At 64.9% G+C, this 18,277-nt stretch carries 20 protein-coding genes; 11 read left to right on the top strand and 9 right to left on the bottom strand.

Annotated elements, in window-relative coordinates:
- The 4 genes from U8330_RS05075 (at window position 1) to guaD (ending at window position 3,292) form a co-directional block, all read left to right on the top strand.
- Window positions 1–276: a type II toxin-antitoxin system ParD family antitoxin gene (locus U8330_RS05075; protein ID WP_323104044.1), complete on the top strand. Its 276-nt coding sequence runs from the start codon at window positions 1–3 to the stop codon at window positions 274–276.
- Window positions 273–491 carry a type II toxin-antitoxin system RelE/ParE family toxin gene (locus U8330_RS05070; protein WP_323104043.1) on the top strand — a complete coding sequence of 73 codons (219 nt, stop codon included), beginning with the start codon at window positions 273–275 and terminating at the stop codon, window positions 489–491. Before U8330_RS05075 ends, U8330_RS05070 begins: the two co-directional genes overlap by 4 nt.
- Before the next feature lie 246 nt (window positions 492–737).
- Window positions 738–1,979: a urate hydroxylase PuuD gene (locus U8330_RS05065; RefSeq protein WP_323104042.1), complete on the top strand. Its 1,242-nt coding sequence runs from the start codon at window positions 738–740 to the stop codon at window positions 1,977–1,979.
- Entirely contained in the window at window positions 1,976–3,292 is a 1,317-nt protein-coding gene (gene guaD / locus U8330_RS05060; protein WP_323104041.1) for a guanine deaminase, read from the top strand. The genes U8330_RS05065 and guaD overlap by 4 nt, the downstream gene beginning before the upstream one ends.
- Before the next feature lie 16 nt (window positions 3,293–3,308).
- On the opposite strand, the gene U8330_RS05055 is transcribed toward guaD, so the two are convergent.
- From U8330_RS05055 to U8330_RS05025, 7 genes are all read right to left on the bottom strand, one after another.
- Window positions 3,309–4,256 carry an HD-GYP domain-containing protein gene (locus U8330_RS05055; protein WP_323104040.1) on the bottom strand — a complete coding sequence of 316 codons (948 nt, stop codon included), beginning with the start codon at window positions 4,254–4,256 and terminating at the stop codon, window positions 3,309–3,311.
- A gap of 161 nt (window positions 4,257–4,417) precedes the next feature.
- Window positions 4,418–4,780, bottom strand: a complete 363-nt coding sequence (uraH, locus tag U8330_RS05050) for a hydroxyisourate hydrolase (protein ID WP_323104039.1) — start codon at window positions 4,778–4,780, stop codon at window positions 4,418–4,420.
- Window positions 4,781–4,790: 10 nt separating this feature from the next.
- Window positions 4,791–5,312: an ureidoglycolate lyase gene (locus U8330_RS05045; protein ID WP_323104038.1), complete on the bottom strand. Its 522-nt coding sequence runs from the start codon at window positions 5,310–5,312 to the stop codon at window positions 4,791–4,793.
- Window positions 5,309–6,337, bottom strand: coding sequence for an allantoicase (gene alc, locus U8330_RS05040; protein ID WP_323104037.1), 1,029 nt, complete (start codon window positions 6,335–6,337; stop codon window positions 5,309–5,311). Before alc ends, U8330_RS05045 begins: the two co-directional genes overlap by 4 nt.
- Window positions 6,334–6,834, bottom strand: a complete 501-nt coding sequence (gene uraD / locus U8330_RS05035; RefSeq protein ID WP_323104036.1) for a 2-oxo-4-hydroxy-4-carboxy-5-ureidoimidazoline decarboxylase — start codon at window positions 6,832–6,834, stop codon at window positions 6,334–6,336. The genes alc and uraD overlap by 4 nt, the downstream gene beginning before the upstream one ends.
- Window positions 6,831–7,760 (bottom strand): allantoinase PuuE, encoded by a 930-nt coding sequence (gene puuE / locus U8330_RS05030; protein WP_323104035.1) that lies wholly within the window; start codon window positions 7,758–7,760, stop codon window positions 6,831–6,833. The genes uraD and puuE overlap by 4 nt, the downstream gene beginning before the upstream one ends.
- A 102-nt stretch (window positions 7,761–7,862) precedes the next feature.
- Window positions 7,863–8,657 (bottom strand): DUF1045 domain-containing protein, encoded by a 795-nt coding sequence (locus U8330_RS05025; protein WP_323104034.1) that lies wholly within the window; start codon window positions 8,655–8,657, stop codon window positions 7,863–7,865.
- Window positions 8,658–8,815: 158 nt separating this feature from the next.
- On the opposite strand from U8330_RS05025, the gene U8330_RS05020 reads away from it, so the two are divergent.
- Window positions 8,816–9,205, top strand: coding sequence for a PRC-barrel domain-containing protein (locus U8330_RS05020; protein ID WP_323104033.1), 390 nt, complete (start codon window positions 8,816–8,818; stop codon window positions 9,203–9,205).
- A 73-nt stretch (window positions 9,206–9,278) separates the two neighbouring features.
- Here U8330_RS05020 and U8330_RS05015 read toward each other — a convergent pair whose 3' ends face one another.
- A complete protein-coding gene (locus tag U8330_RS05015; RefSeq protein WP_323104032.1) occupies window positions 9,279–10,436 on the bottom strand; it encodes an FAD-binding oxidoreductase in 1,158 nt (385 codons plus the stop codon).
- A 49-nt stretch (window positions 10,437–10,485) separates the two neighbouring features.
- Between U8330_RS05015 and mnmD the strand changes: the two genes are divergently transcribed.
- From mnmD to U8330_RS05000, 3 genes are all read left to right on the top strand, one after another.
- The gene (gene mnmD, locus U8330_RS05010) at window positions 10,486–11,223 is read left to right on the top strand and encodes a tRNA (5-methylaminomethyl-2-thiouridine)(34)-methyltransferase MnmD (RefSeq protein WP_323104031.1); all 738 of its coding nucleotides are present in this window, start codon (window positions 10,486–10,488) and stop codon (window positions 11,221–11,223) included.
- Between the two features lie 151 nt (window positions 11,224–11,374).
- Window positions 11,375–11,725, top strand: a complete 351-nt coding sequence (locus U8330_RS05005; RefSeq protein WP_323104030.1) for a hypothetical protein — start codon at window positions 11,375–11,377, stop codon at window positions 11,723–11,725.
- Between the two features lie 370 nt (window positions 11,726–12,095).
- The gene (locus tag U8330_RS05000) at window positions 12,096–13,598 is read left to right on the top strand and encodes a DEAD/DEAH box helicase (RefSeq protein WP_323104029.1); all 1,503 of its coding nucleotides are present in this window, start codon (window positions 12,096–12,098) and stop codon (window positions 13,596–13,598) included.
- Window positions 13,599–13,684: 86 nt separating this feature from the next.
- Here U8330_RS05000 and U8330_RS04995 read toward each other — a convergent pair whose 3' ends face one another.
- Window positions 13,685–14,608 carry a DMT family transporter gene (locus U8330_RS04995; protein ID WP_323104028.1) on the bottom strand — a complete coding sequence of 308 codons (924 nt, stop codon included), beginning with the start codon at window positions 14,606–14,608 and terminating at the stop codon, window positions 13,685–13,687.
- A gap of 332 nt (window positions 14,609–14,940) precedes the next feature.
- Between U8330_RS04995 and U8330_RS04990 the strand changes: the two genes are divergently transcribed.
- Genes U8330_RS04990 through U8330_RS04980 form a run of 3 tightly spaced genes read left to right on the top strand, consistent with a single transcriptional unit; the run spans window position 14,941 to window position 18,170 of the window.
- Window positions 14,941–16,335: a circularly permuted type 2 ATP-grasp protein gene (locus U8330_RS04990; RefSeq protein WP_323107177.1), complete on the top strand. Its 1,395-nt coding sequence runs from the start codon at window positions 14,941–14,943 to the stop codon at window positions 16,333–16,335.
- A 6-nt stretch (window positions 16,336–16,341) separates the two neighbouring features.
- Entirely contained in the window at window positions 16,342–17,283 is a 942-nt protein-coding gene (locus U8330_RS04985; protein WP_323104027.1) for an alpha-E domain-containing protein, read from the top strand.
- A gap of 38 nt (window positions 17,284–17,321) precedes the next feature.
- Window positions 17,322–18,170, top strand: coding sequence for a transglutaminase family protein (locus tag U8330_RS04980; protein ID WP_323104026.1), 849 nt, complete (start codon window positions 17,322–17,324; stop codon window positions 18,168–18,170).
- The last annotated feature ends 107 nt before the right edge of the window (window positions 18,171–18,277 follow it).

Genomic DNA, 18,277 nt, shown 5'->3' with positions numbered 1-18,277 from the left:
ATGTCGACGGTCGAGAAAATCAGTGTTTCGATGTCCCCCCAGCATGCGGACTTGATCCGAGAAGCGGTTGCAAGCGGCGCCTATGCCAGCGGGAGCGAGGTGATCCGCGAAGCCTTACGGGACTGGTCCGCCAAGTGGCAGAGCCGCCAGAATGATATCGCGCATCTGCGGCATCTCTGGGCAGAGGGCAAGGCAAGCGGTCTCGCCGGTCCCGTAGATTTTGACGACGTGCTTAAGGAAGCAAAGGCTGAGCGGGAACAGCCGCCGCGCCGATGACCGCAAGGCTCGTCTGGACACGGCTAGCGCGAGCGGACGTCTCGCAGATCTACCGGACCATTGCCGCAGAACAGCCGACGCGTGCGGATCGCATAATTAGGAAGATTCAGAGGAAGATTTCGGCTTTGGCCGACCATCCTCGGCTCGGGCTAAGACGTGCCGAAATCTTTCCAACAGCGCGCATGCTCGTCGAGGCCCCCTATGTCATTCTCTAGGAGACGCACCCGGACAACGACGATGAAGACGTGCAAACTGTCGAGATCGTTCGTGTGCTCGACGGCCGGCGCGACCGTGACAGTCTGTTCTAAGCGCCAGCCTCTTCCGGTGATGCGGCGGTCCGCTTCGACGCGATTGGTTGCGGAATAATCTGTCGAACACAGCACGTCGACGCGCGCGCCCCCTTCCGCTGACAGCCGAATTTTCGCAATGTGCGCTTGAGCGGCGACAACAAGGGGACGCGCATGTATGAATTTGCCATCGTCTGGGAATGGCTGGCCTTTGCCGTGCGCTGGCTGCATGTGATCACCGCCATTGCCTGGATCGGCTCGTCCTTCTACTTCATCGCGCTGGATCTCGGGCTCGTCAAACGGCCCCATTTGCCGGTGGGTGCCTATGGCGAGGAATGGCAGGTTCATGGCGGTGGCTTCTATCATATCCAGAAATATCTGGTCGCCCCCGCCTCCATGCCGGAGCATCTGACCTGGTTCAAATGGGAGAGCTATGCCACCTGGCTTTCCGGCTTCACCCTGCTTTGTCTCGTCTATTATGGCGGCGCCGATCTTTTCCTGATCGACCGCCACGTGCTGGACATCTCCGCGCCGGCGGCCATCGCCCTCTCGATCGCGTCGCTCGCCATCGGCTGGATCTTCTACGACCTGCTCTGCAAATCGCCGCTCGGCAAGAACACCTGGGTGCTGATGGGCATCCTCTACGTCGCGCTTGTCGCCATGGCCTGGGGCTATCTGCAGATCTTCACCGGCCGCGCCGCCTTCCTCCATCTCGGCGCCTTCACCGCCACGATCATGTCGGCCAATGTGTTCTTCATCATCATGCCGAACCAGCGCATCGTCGTGGCCGATCTCATCGCCGGGCGGACGCCGGACCCGAAATATGGAGCGATCGCCAAGCAGCGGTCGCTGCACAACAATTATCTGACGCTGCCCGTCATCTTCTTCATGCTGTCGAACCACTATCCGCTGGCCTTCGCCACCGCGCATAGCTGGATCATCGCGGCACTGGTCTTCCTGATGGGCGTCACGATCCGCCACTGGTTCAACACCACCCATGCCCGCAAGGGCCGACCGACCTGGACCTGGCTGGCGACGGTGCTGATCTTCATCGTCATCATGTGGCTTTCGACCAGCCCGAAGCTGCCGGGCGCGCCGGAGGAGGTCTCCGCGCTGCCGCCCACGCTCGCGCGCTTTGCGGCGGACACCCATTTCCCGGCAGTGCGCGACGCTGTTTCGACCCGCTGCTCCATGTGCCACGCGGCAGAACCCGTCTATGAAGGGCTCGCCCGCCCGCCCAAGGGCGTCATGCTGGAGACGGAGGCGGAGATCGCCCGCCACGCCCGCGAGATCTATATCCAGGCCGGCCGCAGCCATGCGATGCCGCCCGGCAATGTGACCGAAATGACAGCGGAGGAGCGCGGGCTGATCACCGCCTGGTTCGAGCAGGCGGCCAGCGCGGAGCGCACGGAATGACCGCCCGCCTGATCCGCGGCCGCACGCTGACATTCGAGCGCATGCCGCAGGCGCTCGACGACCATGCCGCCTATCGCTACGAAAGCGACGGCGCCTTGCTGTTCGTCGATGGCCTCATCCAGGCGGCAGGGCCTTACGAGACTGTTCGCACTGCGGCCCCTGAGGCGGTCGAGGAGATCGACCATCGCCCGCATCTCGTCATGCCGGGGTTTATCGACACGCATCTGCACTTCCCGCAGATGCAGGTGATCGGCTCCTATGCGGCAAACCTGCTCGAATGGCTGAACACCTACACCTTTCCGGAAGAATGCCGCTTCGTGGAAAGCGCGCATGCGGCGCGCATCGCCACCCACTTCTTCGACGAGATGATCCGCCACGGGACGACCACGGCCGTTGCCTATTGCTCGGTCCACAAGACCTCCGCCGATGCCTTTTTCGCCGAGGCGCTGAGGCGCGATATGCGGATGATTGCCGGCAAGGTGATGATGGACCGCAATGCGCCGCAGGGCCTGCTCGATACGCCCGAGCTTGGCTATGACGAAACGCGGGCCGTGATCGAGGACTGGCACGGCAAGGGGCGCAACCATGTTGCCATCACCCCACGCTTCGCCATCACCTCGACGCCCGCCCAGATGTCGGCGGCATCAGCGCTTGCCCGCGAGTTTCCGGACCTGCACATCCAGACGCATCTCTCCGAAAACCACGACGAGATCGCCTTCACCGGCTCGCTTTATCCCGATGCGGTCGACTATCTCGATGTCTATGCCCGCTACGATCTGCTCGGCCGCAAGACGCTGTTCGGCCATTGCATCCATCTCTCCGAGCGCGAGCAGGCGGTGATGAGCGAGAGCGGCTCCGTTGCCGTCCACTGCCCGACCTCGAACCTCTTCCTTGGCTCCGGCCTGTTTCCTCTCAAGGCGATTGCGCGTGGGGAGCATCCGGTGCGGGTCTCGGTCGCCTCCGATATCGGCGGCGGCTCCAGCTATTCCATGCTGCGGACGATGGACGAGGCCTACAAGATCCAGCAATTGCTGGGCGAGCGGCTGAACCCCTTCGAAAGCGCCTACCACCTGACCCGCGGCAATGCGGAGGCGCTCTCGCTGGCCGAGCGGATCGGCACGCTGGAGGTGGGCACGGATGCGGATGTGATCGTGCTCGACATGGCGGCGACACCGGCGATGGCGCTGAAGGCCGAGGTGGTGAGCTCGCTTGCCGACGAGCTGTTCCTGCTGCAGACGATGGGCGACGACCGGGCGATCGTCGAAACCTACGTCGCCGGCCGTCCGGCAAAGACGATGCTCGGGCGCGGCTGACTGGCCCGGCATAGGGCTAGTGATGCCGCACATCCTTGATCAGCGTGCTGTCGAGGCTGAGGATGAATTTCCAGAGCAGCGGCTGGTCGAAATGATCGGGGCGGGCCAGCATCCAGTTCAGCGCCATGGACGATGTCCACGGCGTCTTGTAGGGCCGGACCGAGGTCAGCGCTTCGTAGACATCGCAAATGGCACTCATGCGCACATGCAGGCTTAGATCGCCGGCGGGTACCCGATCGGGATAGCCCTTGCCGTCCATGCGCTCATGGTGGTGGCGGGTCACGTCCAGCACCAGCTCGGGCAACGTGTTCTGCCGCTTGAGAATATCGTAGCCGAGGACGGGATGGCTCATGATGATGCGCCGCTCCTCCTCCGTCAGCGAGCCGGGCTTCTGCAGCACGGTGATCGGGATCGCCAGCTTGCCGACATCATGAACCAGTCCGGCGACGCCCATCAGCTCGATCATGTCGGCCTCGAAGCCGAGCGATCGCGAGAAGTGGACCATCAGCGCGGACACGGCGACGGAATGCAGGAAGGTGGATTTGTCCCGGCTTTTCATGCGGGTAAGGTCGAGCATGATCGCCGGACCGGATTCGACGCTCTTGGCCACCTCGCCCACCAGGGGTGCCACGCCTTCCATGGTCAGGGGATCGCCGGACAGGACGGAGCCGAGGACGGATTCGAGCTCGCGCGTGGACTGGGTCAGCAGGCGCGCCGTTTCCTTGCGGGTCTTTTCGGCAGCTTTTTCGTCGGCGGAGCTCGCGCGGCGCTTGCCATCGATATCGACGCCCATGGCCGTGTTGATGATGGCGCCGCTGACATTGCTCGCACGGATCTGCTGGGCCGCCGCCTCGGATTCCAGAAGGAATCGACGCCGGTTGATCGGGGTTTCCTGCCACTCCCCTTCCAACGACTCGATAAACATCCCCACTCGCACCTGGGTGCGGTCAATGCGCTTGATCACTGAGATATGCTCCCGAAGGCGGGCCACGAAGCCTCAACCCACCACGCCCGTCCCAAGATCTATCCGCGATTCCTTAAGATACATATAAGCATGTCGGACTGTACGCTTGCAACAATGCCAGCATTCGCAACTAGAATTAGGTTATTCTAATTCTCTTTTCTTCAGCTGCCGCGATAGGTCGAGTAGCTGAACGGCGAAAGCAGAAGGGGCACGTGATAGTGCGCTCCGGCATCGGCGATCGTGAAGCGCAGCGGAATGAGGTCGAGGAAAGGCGGGTCGGTCAGGTGCGCGCTGCTGCGCTTGAGGTAATCGCCGGCATGGAAGAGAAGCTCGTAGCAGCCGGCAACCATCGTCTCGCCGCTGAGCAGCGGCTGGTCGACCCGACCATCCTCATTGGTGCGGACGGATCCCAGCGGCGTGCGCTGCTCCCCGTCGATCCGCACGAGGTCGATGACCAGGCCTTCCGCCGGCCGACCGAGCGCGGCGTCCAGCACATGGGTTGTCAGGCGTCCCTTGGTCTCCATCGGCAGCTCCTCAAGCGGTCATCAGCGGGGATCGGATGTGGAAGGGCGTCTCGTAGACCTGCTCTTCCAGGTTCACGCCCGGCCCCTCGCGATCGACGACCAGGAAGGACTGAACCTCCCCGACGGCGATGAGCGGATGGTGCCAGACATTCGGGCGATAGTTGACGCCCTGGTCTCCCCGGGCGGCAAAGATGCGGGGGGGACCGGGCCGGCCGCCCTCGTCCTCAGCCACAACCACCAGCCAGGCAGCGCCGTTCAAGGGCGTAAAGCTCTGCGAGCCGAGCGGGTGGCGCTCCATCATGTCGATCGTATAAGGGAAGGCCCGCGGCTGGCCGCGGAAGAGGTTCAGCACCACCCGCGCGCCCTCGCCCCACGCTTCTGCGATGCCCAGCGCATGGAACCGCTCGGTGGTGCCGCTGTTGATCAGCCGCATGCTGGCCGGATCCGCCTCGAGCACGCTGCCGAAGGGCGCAAAGGCCTCCGCCGTCAGCGGCTCGATCCGCAGCGTCTCTTCCGCAACCGCCTCGCTCACGCCTTGGTTCCGAACAGCCGCAGGCGGCTGGTGCCGCCATCGGGATACATGCAGTAGCGCACATGGGTGACCGGGCCGATCGCCTTCACCGCCTCGCCGGAGAAGCTGTGAATATGGTCCATCTGCAGCTTGGCCTCGTCGAGGATCGGCTGCCACTGCTCCGAGGCGGCGATTTCCTCCGGGGTGAAGGGGCCGCTGTGGTCGGGCAGATAGGCGCCGAAAAGCGCGCAGCGATCCGGGAAATTGCCCTTGAAATGCGCGGTGTCGACCTCGACCCTGCGGATCTCGCCGGCATGGCCGAGCTTGATGATGGTCCAGTCATGGCCGGGGCCGCGCCGGCGCGCCGTTTCCCAACCATCGCCCATATTGACCCCACGGCCCGGCGCGAGGATCCGGTCGGGGTGGCCATAATGGGCATCCGACCAGGCCAGCGAATGGGCGCCGCCGAAGATGTAGGCGAGATCGACCTCCTCGTCCGGCCCAACCTTCGACCAGTCGAAATAGGCCGAGCCATAGACCCGCAGCCGCGCGATGCCGCCATCGGGATAGATGTGGAGGCGCAGATGGGTGAAGACGGTGGCGCGGTCAGCCTCGGCCGGTTGCAGATAATGGTGGGCGCTCGGGCCGAGCGGGCTTTTCGGCAGGATCTCGGTCCAGACCGTTTCCTCCACCGGATCGCCATCCTCGACGAAAGCGGCTTCGATCGAGCAATGCGGCGGATAATTGCCGGTAAAATAGCTGGTATCGACATCGAACCCGGCGATGCGGCCGGGCATGGCGAGGCGGATGACCGCATGATCATGGCCGGGTACGCGCTTGCGCCGGCTTTCCCAGCCGTCCATCCACTTGCCATGGTCGTCATATTTGTCGGCGATGAAGACGGCCGGGTCGTCGCTCAGCATGCGGGAGACGGGAGCGAAGAATTCGTCGGTGGTGAAGAGACCGATGGCGCCGAGCCGGCCGGAGGCGAGATTGACCGCTCCCTTGGCAAAATCTGGAAAATCGACGGGCATGGGTGTGGTCATTCGCTGTCTCCGGGAAGCATCGATGTCAGGCGCAGCAAGGCGATCTTCTCGACCTCGGCTGCCGCGGTTTCAAATTCCTGGTCCACCCCATTGTCGACGCGGCTCTCGAACGCGGACAGGATGTCTGTCTTGGTGAGCCCCTTGACGGCGATGATGAAGGGAAAGCCGAACTTGTCGGTGTAGATGGCATTCAGCGTGGTGAAGCGCTGATGCTCCTCCGGCGTCAGCCGATCGAGCCCGGCCGAGGCCTGCTCGGCCTTGGAGTCCGCCGTCAGCCCGCCGGCGATGGCCAGCCGCCCGGCAAGATCGGGATGGGCACGCAGGACCTGCATCCGCTCCGCCTCGCTCGCCGACCGAAATGCCTCGACCATGGCGGCATGCACCGCGCCGACGCTCAGCCTTTGGCTGTCGATCGCGGGAAAGGCGCGCTCGGCAACCCATGGCGAATGTTCGAACACACTGCCGAAGCGGTCTACAAACTCGTCGTGGCGCGTCATCGGCCCACTCCCGGATGATGGTTTTCGTGCCAGTGGCGGGCGATCTCGATGCGGCGGGCGATCCAGACCTTGTCCTTCGAGAGCACGTAATCGATGAAACGGGCGAGAGCCGCGGCGCGGCCCGGCCGGCCGACCAGCCGGCAATGCAGGCCGATATTCATCATCTTCGGACGTCCCTCCGCGCCCTCCTCATAGAGCACGTCGAAGCTGTCCTTGAGATAGGTGAAGAACTGGTCGCCCGAATTGAACCCCTGCGGCGTGGCGAAGCGCATGTCGTTGGCATCGAGCGTATAGGGGATAATGAGATGCGGCTGGTCCGGCGCAAGGCCCGGAACCCAGAAAGGCAGCTCGTCGGCATAGCTGTCGGAGGAATAGACGAACCCGCCCTCCTCCAGCACCAGCTTCAGCGTGTTGAGCGAGGGCTTGCCCTGGTACATGCCGAGCGGGTGCGAGCCGGTCAGCGCGGTATGAAGGCGCACGGCCTCCCGGATATGAGCCCGCTCCTCCTCTTCCGGCACATCCTTGTATTCGAGCCAGCGATAGCCGTGGCTGGCGATCTCCCAGCCGGCTTCCTTCATGGCGGCAACCGCATCCGGGTTGCGGGCCATGGCCAGCGTCACGCCGTAGACGGTCACCGGCACGTTGCGGCTCGTGAACATCCGCCAAAGACGCCAGAAGCCGGAGCGCGATCCATATTCATAGATCGATTCCATGTTGAGATTGCGCTGGCCGGGCCAGGGCTGCGCCCCGACGATCTCCGACAGGAGTGATTCGGAGGCCTTGTCCCCATCGAGAATCGAGCTCTCGCCACCCTCCTCGTAATTGACGACGAACTGCACGGCGATGCGCGCGCCGCCGGGCCAGCGCGGATCGGGCACCGTGCGTCCGTAGCCGACAAGATCGCGCGGGGTCGTCAGATCCACCATACCAAGCCTTTCCTTCCGATTTTGCCGGACGGTAGCATTCGAGCTTGGAATGTCGAGCCGCTTCTCACCCTTTTCGACAGGCGGCTGCGGCGGGACCCTGGCTCAGGCGGAGGCGGGAATGCGGCGTAGCGCGGCCGCCACATCCGCCTCCACCGAGCCGGGAAGCGGCAGAGGGGCGGCATCGGCGCGGCGCAGCGGCCGGTGGGCGGCAAGCTTGCCGAGCGGATGCTGCGAATGCACGCGCAGCGGCGCCCCGCGTTCGGGCTCTATGAAGAGCGCCAGGCTGCGGATTTCCAGCGGCTTGCCAAGCAGCGGTCCGAGCGCGGTCCGCAGCCCTGCCTCCACGCGCGGGCGCAGCGTAGAGGGCACCGGCCCGCTCAACGCCATGTGGAAGCGATACTCGTCCATGACGAAGGGATCACCCCATCGATGCAGGTTTGAAAACTGCGGCGCCGTCAGCTTGTCCGGGTCGAGGCGCTCCAGTTCCTCGTCGCTCAAGGGCGCGCGGAACGGATCGAAGGCCTGGACGACGCTTGCCGCCAGATGCGCCATCTCGCCGCTCGGCTGGGCCGGCGCCAGCCCGAAGAAGGAGCCGAGCCAAGCGATCTGAAGCTCGGCAAGATCGAATGGCTCCAGATCGGAGGCAAATCGCATGAGCGCGCTCAGCAATTGCCCCTCGGTCGCATCCTGCGCGAGCCGGAACGGCGCCTTGATGCCGGCATGGAACCCATAGCGGCGCGGCACGGCGGTGTGGAAGGCAAGGTCCTGGTGCGTGAGCCCGGCAACGGACGGCTGTTCGCACAGCGCATCGGAATAGACGTTTCGCCCCAGCCATTCGGCAGCCGCGATCGACAGCGGATCATGGATCGGCGGGGTGAAACAGATGGCATAGCGCATGGTCGGGCTCCGGCTCGGCAAGCCCAGCGCCTACGTGATTTGCATGACAGCCTGACGAATTTCGCGCGGACGCTGTGTCCCGCCCCTGCCCTTTCTCCGGAACCAGGCCTGGTGGCAGGCGTTTTCCTGACAGTCAAACCGAAGAAGGGAGTAGCCTCATGACGTTTCAGCAAACGAGCCTCAACGATGCCTCGATCAGGGAAACGCACGATCTGATCGCGAGCGACAAGGTCGAAGGCACCCGCGTCTACGGCGTCGACGGTGAGCATATCGGCACGATCGAGCGTGTGATCCTGGAGAAGCGCAGCGGCCGCGTGGCCTATGCCGTGCTGGCCTTCGGCGGGTTCCTCGGCATCGGCGAGGATCACTATCCGCTGCCCTGGGCAAAGCTGACCTATGACGAGGATTTGGGCGGCTATCGCACCGATCTGACCCGCGAGCAGGTCGACAAGGCGCCGAAATATCGCAGCGACGAGGAGTATCAGTGGAACCGGGAGAACGGCCGCCTGGTCTATGATTATTACGGCATCCCGCCCTACTGGATGTAAGCCGCCGCTCCATCGCCCCCCGCCGCGCCATCGGCGGGGGCAGTTCGTTTCAAGCCCTGCCGCATCGGTCCCGCTAGCGGTCCGCGAGATGGGTGGCACACAGGAACGAAGGCGGCAGGTCGGGCCCGGCTGTCCCCGTCAGCCCGCTGACGACGGCTTCAGCCAGCCGGTGGGCAATGCCGAAACTGATCTTGAAGCCGCCGGTCATCAGATGAAGGCGCTCGACGTCCGGATGCGGCCCGACCATGGGGTCGCGCCCCACCGCCTTCGGCCGCAGCCCCGCCCAGCGCTCGACGACCGCAGCGCCCTCCAGCGCGGGAACGAGGGCGATCGCCCGGGCAAGCAGGACGTCCAGCTGCTCATCGGTGGTGAGAGGGTCGCTGAACGCTTCCTCGCTGGTGCTGCCGATCGCGGCGCGCCCATCCTCGTGAACCACGACATAGAGGCCGCTCGAAAAGATGATCGGCAGTGCTGGGTCGAGCCGCGTGTCGATGAGGGCCGCCTGTCCCTTGACCGGCCGCCCGCTCGGGCGCGAGCGTGGCGAGAGGTGATCGAGAAAGGGGAAGGTTTCCGGCCCGGCCGCGAGAACGCAATGGCCGAAGGAAAGCCGGCGTCCATCGGTCAGACATGCGAGGCCGGCCGCGGGGTCGAGGCTCTCAACCCCCTCCCCCTCCACCAGCCTGGCACGCGGCAGTCGCGAGAATGCGGCCACGAGAACGGAGAGGAGCGCCCGCGGAGAAACGCGGCCCGCCAACGTATCCAGAACGGCACCCTCACTGATGGCGGCCTCGGCCAGCAGTCCGGCCGGCGCGGCGTCCAGCACCTGCCAGGCGAAGGAACGCCCCTCGGCCTGCCAATGGCGTTTCGCGTCCCCGGCCTGCAGGAGCGCGGTGCGGCGTAGCTCCGGCCGGGCGAGCGGGACGAGGCGGCCGGTGCGGCGATAGAGCGCGTCGCGCCCTGTGGCTGCCTCCAGCGCGGCGATCTCGGCCTCGAGCGAGACGAGGGCGTCGAACTGGAACTGCTTCTTGGCATTCCACCGGTCCGGCGTATGCGGCATCAACGCGCCGAGCAGGCCGCCGCTGGCGCCGGCACCGATGCGGCGACGCTCGACCAGCAGCGTGGAGAGGCCCGCTTCGGCAGCCTTCAGCGCCGTCCACAGACCCATGATGCCGCCACCGACGATAAGGAGATCGAGCGGTTCGCTTCGCGCGCCGTCCTTCGATTGTCCCATCGCCATCGCTCCGATTGACCTTGGCCTGCGGCCCGCTTATCGCAGGGGCATGAGCACCGTGCCGACCGACACCCCCCTTGCACCGACGCCTGCCGCATGCGAGCAGGCGCTCGATTGGCATGTGGGCGATATGCCTTACTCGGTTGCCTTTGACGACCATTTTTATTGCCGCACCGACGGGCGGCTCGAATGCGGCCATGTGTTCCTGGCAGGCAACAGCCTCCCCGCGCGGTGGCAGGCGGGCGGCGACTTTGCGATCGGCGAACTCGGCTTCGGCACCGGGCTGAACCTTTGCGAAACCTGGCGGCAATGGACGCTCACGCCGAAGATTGCGGGCGCCAGCCTCTCCTTCACCTCCTTCGAACTCTACCCGATGCGGCGGGCGGATATCGCGCGGGCGCTGTCCGCCTGGCCGGAAATCGCCGATCAGCGGACTGCCCTTCTCACCCATTGGCCGGACGCCCCAGTGGGCCGCGTGGGTCTCGATCTGGCCGAGGACGTGCGGCTCACCGTCGTCTGCGGGCCCGCGCTGGAAACGCTGGCAGCCACAGACATGGAAATGGACGCCTGGTTCCTCGACGGCTTTGCCCCGTCCCGCAATCCGGACATGTGGTCGGAAGCCTTGATGGCCGAGGTGTACCGGCACACGCGGCCGGGCGGCAGCTTCGCCACCTATGCCGCTGCAGGCTTCGTGCGCCGCAACCTGCAGGCCGCCGGCTTCACCGTATCCCGCAGCCCGGGTTTTGCGGGCAAGCGGGAGATGCTGTCGGGCGTCCGGCCAGCGTGAGACGCTGCCATGCAATGGCCCGCCCGGCGGCCAACATGGCCGAAATTTAATAATTTTCTTATGCAACAACCCCTTGGGGAAGCGTATTCTCCTCCTGTCCAGCTCGCGGGCCGAAATAGGCTCGCGCTGGACAGGAGATGAGGACAAAACCATGATCATCGTTCGCAGAATGGCTGCTTTCGGTCTGATCGCCCTGACCCTGACGGGCACCACACTCGCCACCGCCTCGCAAGCCGAAGCCCACACAAGTTTCGGTGCCGGACTGGCGACCGGCCTGATCGGCGGCGCCCTCGTCGGCGGCGCGCTGGCTGCGCCGCCGGCCCGCACCGTCGTCTATGGAGCGCCAATCTCTCCGGTCTATGCAGAGCCGGTTTACGGACAGCCGGTCTATGCTGCGCCAGTCTATGGCGCCCCGGTCTACGGCCCGCCCGTTCATTGCCACACAGCCTGGCATGAAAATCACTACGGCGAGGTCTACAAGGTCCGCGCCTGCGGCATCTGAGATCCCTCCAGACACCCAAGCCGGGCCGGCCCTCGCGCCGGCCCGTTCAGCATATTAGCAAAACTAACGAGACGAGAGTGGGGCAGAAGACTTGACTTTTGCACTGCGAAAGGCGACATGAGCGGCGAGCGTTACCCTTCCGGCCGCCGCGTGAGCGGCCCTTGAGGCGGAGCAGATGGCCCCGCAATGAAGGACAAGCGCTCCGCATAAAGCCGCAGACCGACCTAGAGTGTCGAACCGGCTCGCCAGCGCAGACGACCTCGATCAACCCACCAAGTTCCCACGTCACGCGGGGTTCTTGTCGCCAAGCAACCGGACGTGCATTCCGCACATCCGGCCATCGCGTTTGGCGCGCCCGAAAGGCATAGTTTTGACCACTTTCAACGACCTCGGCCTGTCCTCCCAGATGGTTTCGACCCTCACCGCCGAAGGCTTCACGACCCCCACGCCGATCCAGGCTGCAGCGATCCCGCTCGTCATGGAAGGCCATGATCTGATCGGCCTCGCACAGACCGGCACCGGCAAGACGGCCGCCTTCGGCCTGCCGATGATCGAGCGCATGCTCGCCGACGGCAAGCGCGCCGATCCGCGCAACATCCGCGCCCTCATCCTGGCGCCGACCCGCGAACTGGTGAACCAGATCGCCGCCAACCTGAAGACCTTCGTCAGGAAGAGCCCGCTGCGCGTCACCGTCGTCGTCGGCGGCGCCTCGATCAACAAGCAGACCCAGCAGCTGGAGCGCGGCACCGAAATCCTCGTCGCTACCCCCGGCCGCCTGCTCGACCTCATTGCCCGCAAGGCCGTGTCGCTGACCGCGGCGCGCTACCTGGTGCTCGATGAAGCCGACCAGATGCTCGACCTCGGCTTCATCCACGACCTTCGCAAGATTTCGAAGCTCGTGCCGAAAAACAGGCAGACGCTGCTGTTCTCGGCCACCATGCCGAAGGCGATCGCCGAGCTTGCCGGCGACTATCTGACCAACCCGCAGCGCGTCGAAGTAACGCCGGCCGGCAAGGCCGCCGACAAGATCGAGCAGTATGTCCATTTCGTCGGCGGCAAGGACGGCAAGACGCAGCTCCTCAAGCAGTCGCTGACCGCCAATCCGGACGGCCGCGCCATCGTCTTCTCGCGCACCAAGCATGGCGCGGAAAAGCTGATGAAGCATCTCGAACAGGTCGGCTACTCGGCCGCCTCCATTCACGGCAACAAGAGCCAGGGCCAGCGTGAGCGCGCCCTGAAGGCGTTCCGCGATGGCGAGGTGAAGGTGCTCGTCGCCACCGACGTTGCCGCGCGTGGCATCGATATTCCGGGCATCACCCATGTCTACAACTACGACCTGCCGGAAGTGCCGGACGCCTATATTCACCGCATCGGCCGCACGGCGCGCGCCGGTCGTGATGGCGTCGCGATCGCCTTCTGCGCACCGGACGAAGGTCGCCTGCTGCGCGATATCGAAAAGCTGATGGGCATCTCGATCACGGTTGCGAGCGGCGAGCCGCCGGCCACCCTGTCGCGCCCTGCACCGGCCGGCCGCAATGCCCGCGGCGGCAATCGTGGCGGCGAGCGTGGCCAGCCCGGCGCTCAACAGCGCAGCCCGCGCCCGGCCCGCGTTCCGCAGGCCGCCAAGGCCGCGCCGAGCCCCTTTGCCGGTGACGATCTTCTCGTCGAGGCCGGCGAAGGCCAGCAGAAGAAGCAGCATCGCAAGGGCCAGGGCCCGGCCGCACAGGCTGCGCACCAGGCCGCTCTCGCCAAGCGCAACCGCACCAACAACCGCAACCGCAACGGCGGCGCCAATCGTGGCCGTGGCGGTCCGCAGGGTGGCGCACCGCAGGGCCAGCGACGCGAAGGCGGAGCCCGCCGCGAAGAGGCCTGAGCGACCCTTCCTGCAAGGGAAGCGGCCCCGGCCGCTCGACATATCCGATCCGCGCGCAATTCTCGTTGCGCGCGGTTTTTTTGCGCTTATGCGCGGCCGCGATTGGTGAGATAGACACCCAGGACGGCGACGGCGGTGCCGAGCATCATCAGCGCCGTGATGGGTTCGTCGAACAGCGCCCAGGCCTGAAAGGCGGCGAGCGGCGGCACGAGATAGATGAGCGACGCCGCACGGGAAACCTGCCCGCGACGGATGAGATAGAGCAGCAGCGCGATCGCCCCCATCGACAGCCCGAGCACCGCCCAGGCGAGCGCCGCAAACAGCTCGAACCGCCATTCCACCCGCAGGTCCTCGAGCATCAGCGCGAGCGGCACGGTGACGATCAGCGCGCCCACATATTGCAGGGCCGCCGTGGTGCGAATGTCGCTCTGTTGCAGGTGGCGCTTCTGGTAGAGCGTGCCATAGGTGACAGAGGCCATCCCCGCTATATTGACCAGCACCGGCAGAAGGTGGATCGGTGTCGCGCCGGGATCGATCGCCAGCACCTTGGGGAACACGGCGATGGCGATGCCGACGAAGCCGAGACAGAGGCCCAGCATCTGCGCGGGCCTCAGGCGTTCGCCGACCATCATCGGCGCGACCGCCGCCGTCATCAGGGGCTGCAACCCGGCAATGATCCCCGAAAGCGCGGCCGGCACCCCCTGCCCGATCGCCCAGAAGAGCGCGGCGAGATAGAAGCCATGCAGGAACATCCCGGAAACGACGGCGCGCAGCGCGATCACGCGCGAGGAGGGCCAGCGTGCGCCGCTTGCCAGGCAAAAGAGCACGAACAGCAGGCTGGCGGCGCTATAGCGCAGGACGAGGAAGGTCAGTGGATCGGCGTAGAGATCGGCATATTTGGCCATGACCCAGCCGGTCGACCACAGGAGCACGAAGACCGCGGGAATCGCCTGCACGACGACAGGTGTCGGCTGCGGATCAAGCGGGCCTGAGGGAATGCGGTCTGTCATGAACTCTCGGCCTTCTGGAATGGGCCCCGCTCGCTAGCCTCAGGCGAGCGCCGGGTCAAAGCAAAAAGGCTGTACCAAACATGAAGCGCCGCACATTCTGAGCGCGACAGCCCGCCGAAGAGGCAGATGCAACTTTGAAAGGCAGTTCAGGCGGAGAAGCGTCGATTTCGGCCCTTGCCGGCGGCAGGCGGCGCGCCATGTCCGCAGGGGGACGGGGGCTGCTTACGGCGCGAAATTTCTTTTGAAGGCGGACTGCGCATGCTTCTTGCATTGCTGATGTGCTTGGTCTCAAATACGGGAAAAAGGGGACGATACCGTTGGCATTCGATGAAATGATGAATGCGGACAACACGCCGCGCCAGCCATACGAGACCTACAACGAGTGGTATGCAAGCCAGGACAAGGCCCGCCTGATCGCAAAGTCGAAAGAGGCCGAAAACATCTTCCGCAAGACCGGCATCACCTTCGCGGTCTATGGCCATGCCGACAGTTCGGAAAAGCTCATTCCCTTCGACCTGATCCCGCGCATCATCTCCGCCCGCGAATGGCGGCGGCTGGCCCAGGGGATCGAGCAGCGCGTGCTGGCGCTCAACGCCTTCCTCGACGACATCTACCACAAGCAGGAAATCATCAAGGCCGGGCGCATTCCGCGGGCGCTGATCGAGAAGAACGATACGTTCCTGCCGCAGATGGTCGGCTTCCGCCCGCCGGGTGGCGTCTACACCCATATCGTCGGCACCGACATCGTGCGCACCGGCGAGGACCAGTTCTACGTTCTGGAAGACAATGCCCGCACGCCCTCCGGCGTCTCCTACATGCTGGAGAACCGCGAGACGATGATGCAGATGTTTCCGGAGCTGTTTTACCAGAACCGGGTGAAGCCGGTGGAGAACTACCCCTATCTGCTGCGCCATTCTCTGGCCGCCGTCGCCCCGCCCGGCTGCGAGGGCAAGCCGCGGGTGGCCGTGTTGACCCCGGGCATCTTCAACTCCGCCTATTACGAACACTCCTTCCTTGCCGACACGATGGGCGTGGAGCTGGTGGAGGGCTCGGACCTGCGGGTGATCGACGGCAAGGTGCGCATGCGCACGACGCGCGGCTACGAGGCGATCGACGTGCTCTACCGCCGGGTGGACGACGACTTCCTCGACCCCCTCACCTTCCGCCCCGATTCCGCTCTAGGCATTCCCGGCATCATGGATGTCTATCGCTCCGGCAACATCACCATTGCCAATGCGCCCGGCACCGGCATCTGCGACGACAAGGCGATCTATTCCTACATGCCGGAGATCGTCGAGTTCTACACCGGCCGCAAGGCGATGCTGGAGAACGTGCCGACCTGGCGATGCTCGGAACCGCAGAGCCTGCAATATGTGCTCGACAACATCGCCGATCTCGTCGTCAAGGAGGTGCATGGCTCCGGCGGCTACGGCATGCTGGTCGGCCCCACTGCCTCGCGCAAGGAGCGCGCGCTGTTCTGCGAGAAACTGAAGGCACGGCCGTCCAATTACATCGCCCAGCCGACCCTGTCGCTCTCCACCGTGCCGATCATGGTCAACAAGGGCATCGCGCCGCGGCATGTCGATCTGCGGCCCTATGTGCTCGTTTCCGACAAGGTGCAGATCATACCCGGTGGGCTGACCCGCGTGGCGCTCAAGGCCGGCTCGCTGGTGGTCAATTCCAGCCAGGGCGGCGGCACCAAGGACACCTGGGTTCTGGAGGACTGATCGGACATGCTCGGACGTACCGCCAACGGGCTCTATTGGATGTTCCGCTATATCGAGCGTGCCGAAAACAGCGCGCGCCTGGTCGATGCCGGCCTGCGCATGTCGCTGACGCGCTCACACCTCAACGAAGACAACTGGGAAGGCGTGCTGCAGAGCTCCGGCGTCTACGACGTCTATGAGGGGCTCTACGAGTCGGCCAACAATGCCGATGCTGTCGATTTCCTGCTGCGCGAAAAGGCCAATCCCTCCAGCGTTCTCTCCTGCATCGAATCGGCGCGCAGCAATGCTCGCATGGTGCGCACCGCGCTGACGCGCGAAACCTGGGAGGCGACGAACGAGTGCTATCTCGACCTGAAGGCCATGCTGGCCAGACGGGTGAAGGCGGCCGAACTGCCGGAGGTGATCGACGCGATCAAGCGCAAGACCGGGCTGATCCGCGGCGCCTTCCACGGCACCATGCTGCGCAACGACATCTTCAACTTCTCGCGCATTGGCACCTTCATCGAGCGCGCCGACAACACGGCCCGCATCCTCGACGTCAAATATTACGTGCTGCTGCCGGCCGTCAGCCAGGTCGGGACGTCGATCGACAATGTCCAGTGGGAATCGATCCTGCGCTCGGTTTCGGCCCACCGCTCCTACGGCTGGGTCTATGAGGCGGAATACAAGGCGGCCAACATTGCCGACTTCCTGATCCTCAACGGCCGCATGCCGCGCTCGCTCGCCTATTCCTATGACAAGATCGTCAGCAATCTCGGCTATCTCGCGCGCGAATATGGCGAGCGGCATGCCGCGCATGAAACGGCGGAGAAGACGCTGGATTCGCTGCGCACCCACTCGATCAAGGCCGTGATGGACCAAGGCCTGCACGAATATATCGAGACCTTCATCAGCCAGAACAATATACTCGGCCAGGAGATCTCCGACGGCTACCGGTTCTATTCCTGAATGACCCCCCGGCCCAAGGACAAGAAGCAGGACATGGCATGCGCCTGAAGATCAGCCACACGACGGATTATCGCTATGACGAGCCGGTCAGCTATTCGCTGCAGCGCCTGCGCCTGACACCGCTGACCCAGCCCGGCCAATCGGTGATCGCCTGGGAAACATCGGTCGAGGGCGCGAAGGTCGAGGTGGGCTATGAGGACCATTTCGGCAACCGCATCACGCTGGTCAGCGTCAATGGCGAGCAGGACCACATCCGCATCGTCGCGCAGGGCGAGGTGGAAACGGCGGATCGGGCCGGCGTCTTCGGTCCGCATCAATCCTATGTGCCGCTCTGGCTCTTCCTGCGAGAAACGCCGCTGACCAAGCGGGCAAAGGCCATTCGCGATCTCGCCAAGTCGCAAACCGGGGATGGCGATCTTGCCCGCATGCATGCGCTGATGGGCGCGATCCACGCGGCGGTGACCTATCTGCCCGGAGAGACCGGCGCGGAGACCACAGCCGAAGAGGCCCTGCTGCGCGGCAACGGCGTCTGCCAGGACCACACGCACATCATGATCGCCGCCGCCCGAGCGCTGGACCTGCCGGCCCGCTATGTCTCCGGCTATCTGATGCTGAACGACACGGTCGAGCAGACGGCCAGCCATGCCTGGGCCGAGGTGCATCTGGCCGGTCTCGGCTGGGTCGGCTTCGATGCCGCCAACAATGTCTGCCCCGACGACCGCTATGTCAGGATCGCGACCGGCCTCGACTACCGCGACGCCGCCCCCGTTTCCGGCCTCGTCCATGGCGCTGCGCGGGAGACCCTGACGGTGGGGCTGACCGTGGAGCAGACGCAGAGCCAGAGCCAGAGCCAACAGGGGCAGGAACAGTCGCAGTCCCAGGCTTAAGCGCGGAGCGGTCGTTCCCGTCTCTCGGTAGCGATCCGGCCCGGCAATCCGACCGACGGTGTGCAGAGCGTAATCCTGCGATGCGTACTGACGCGACGTCGTTGACT

The sequence above is a fragment of the Rhizobium sp. CC-YZS058 genome (genome assembly GCF_034720595.1).
Classification (GTDB): Bacteria; Pseudomonadota; Alphaproteobacteria; order Rhizobiales; family Rhizobiaceae; genus Ferranicluibacter.
Note: the sequence above shows the minus strand (reverse complement) of the source record. Positions and strands in the feature narration are given on the sequence as shown.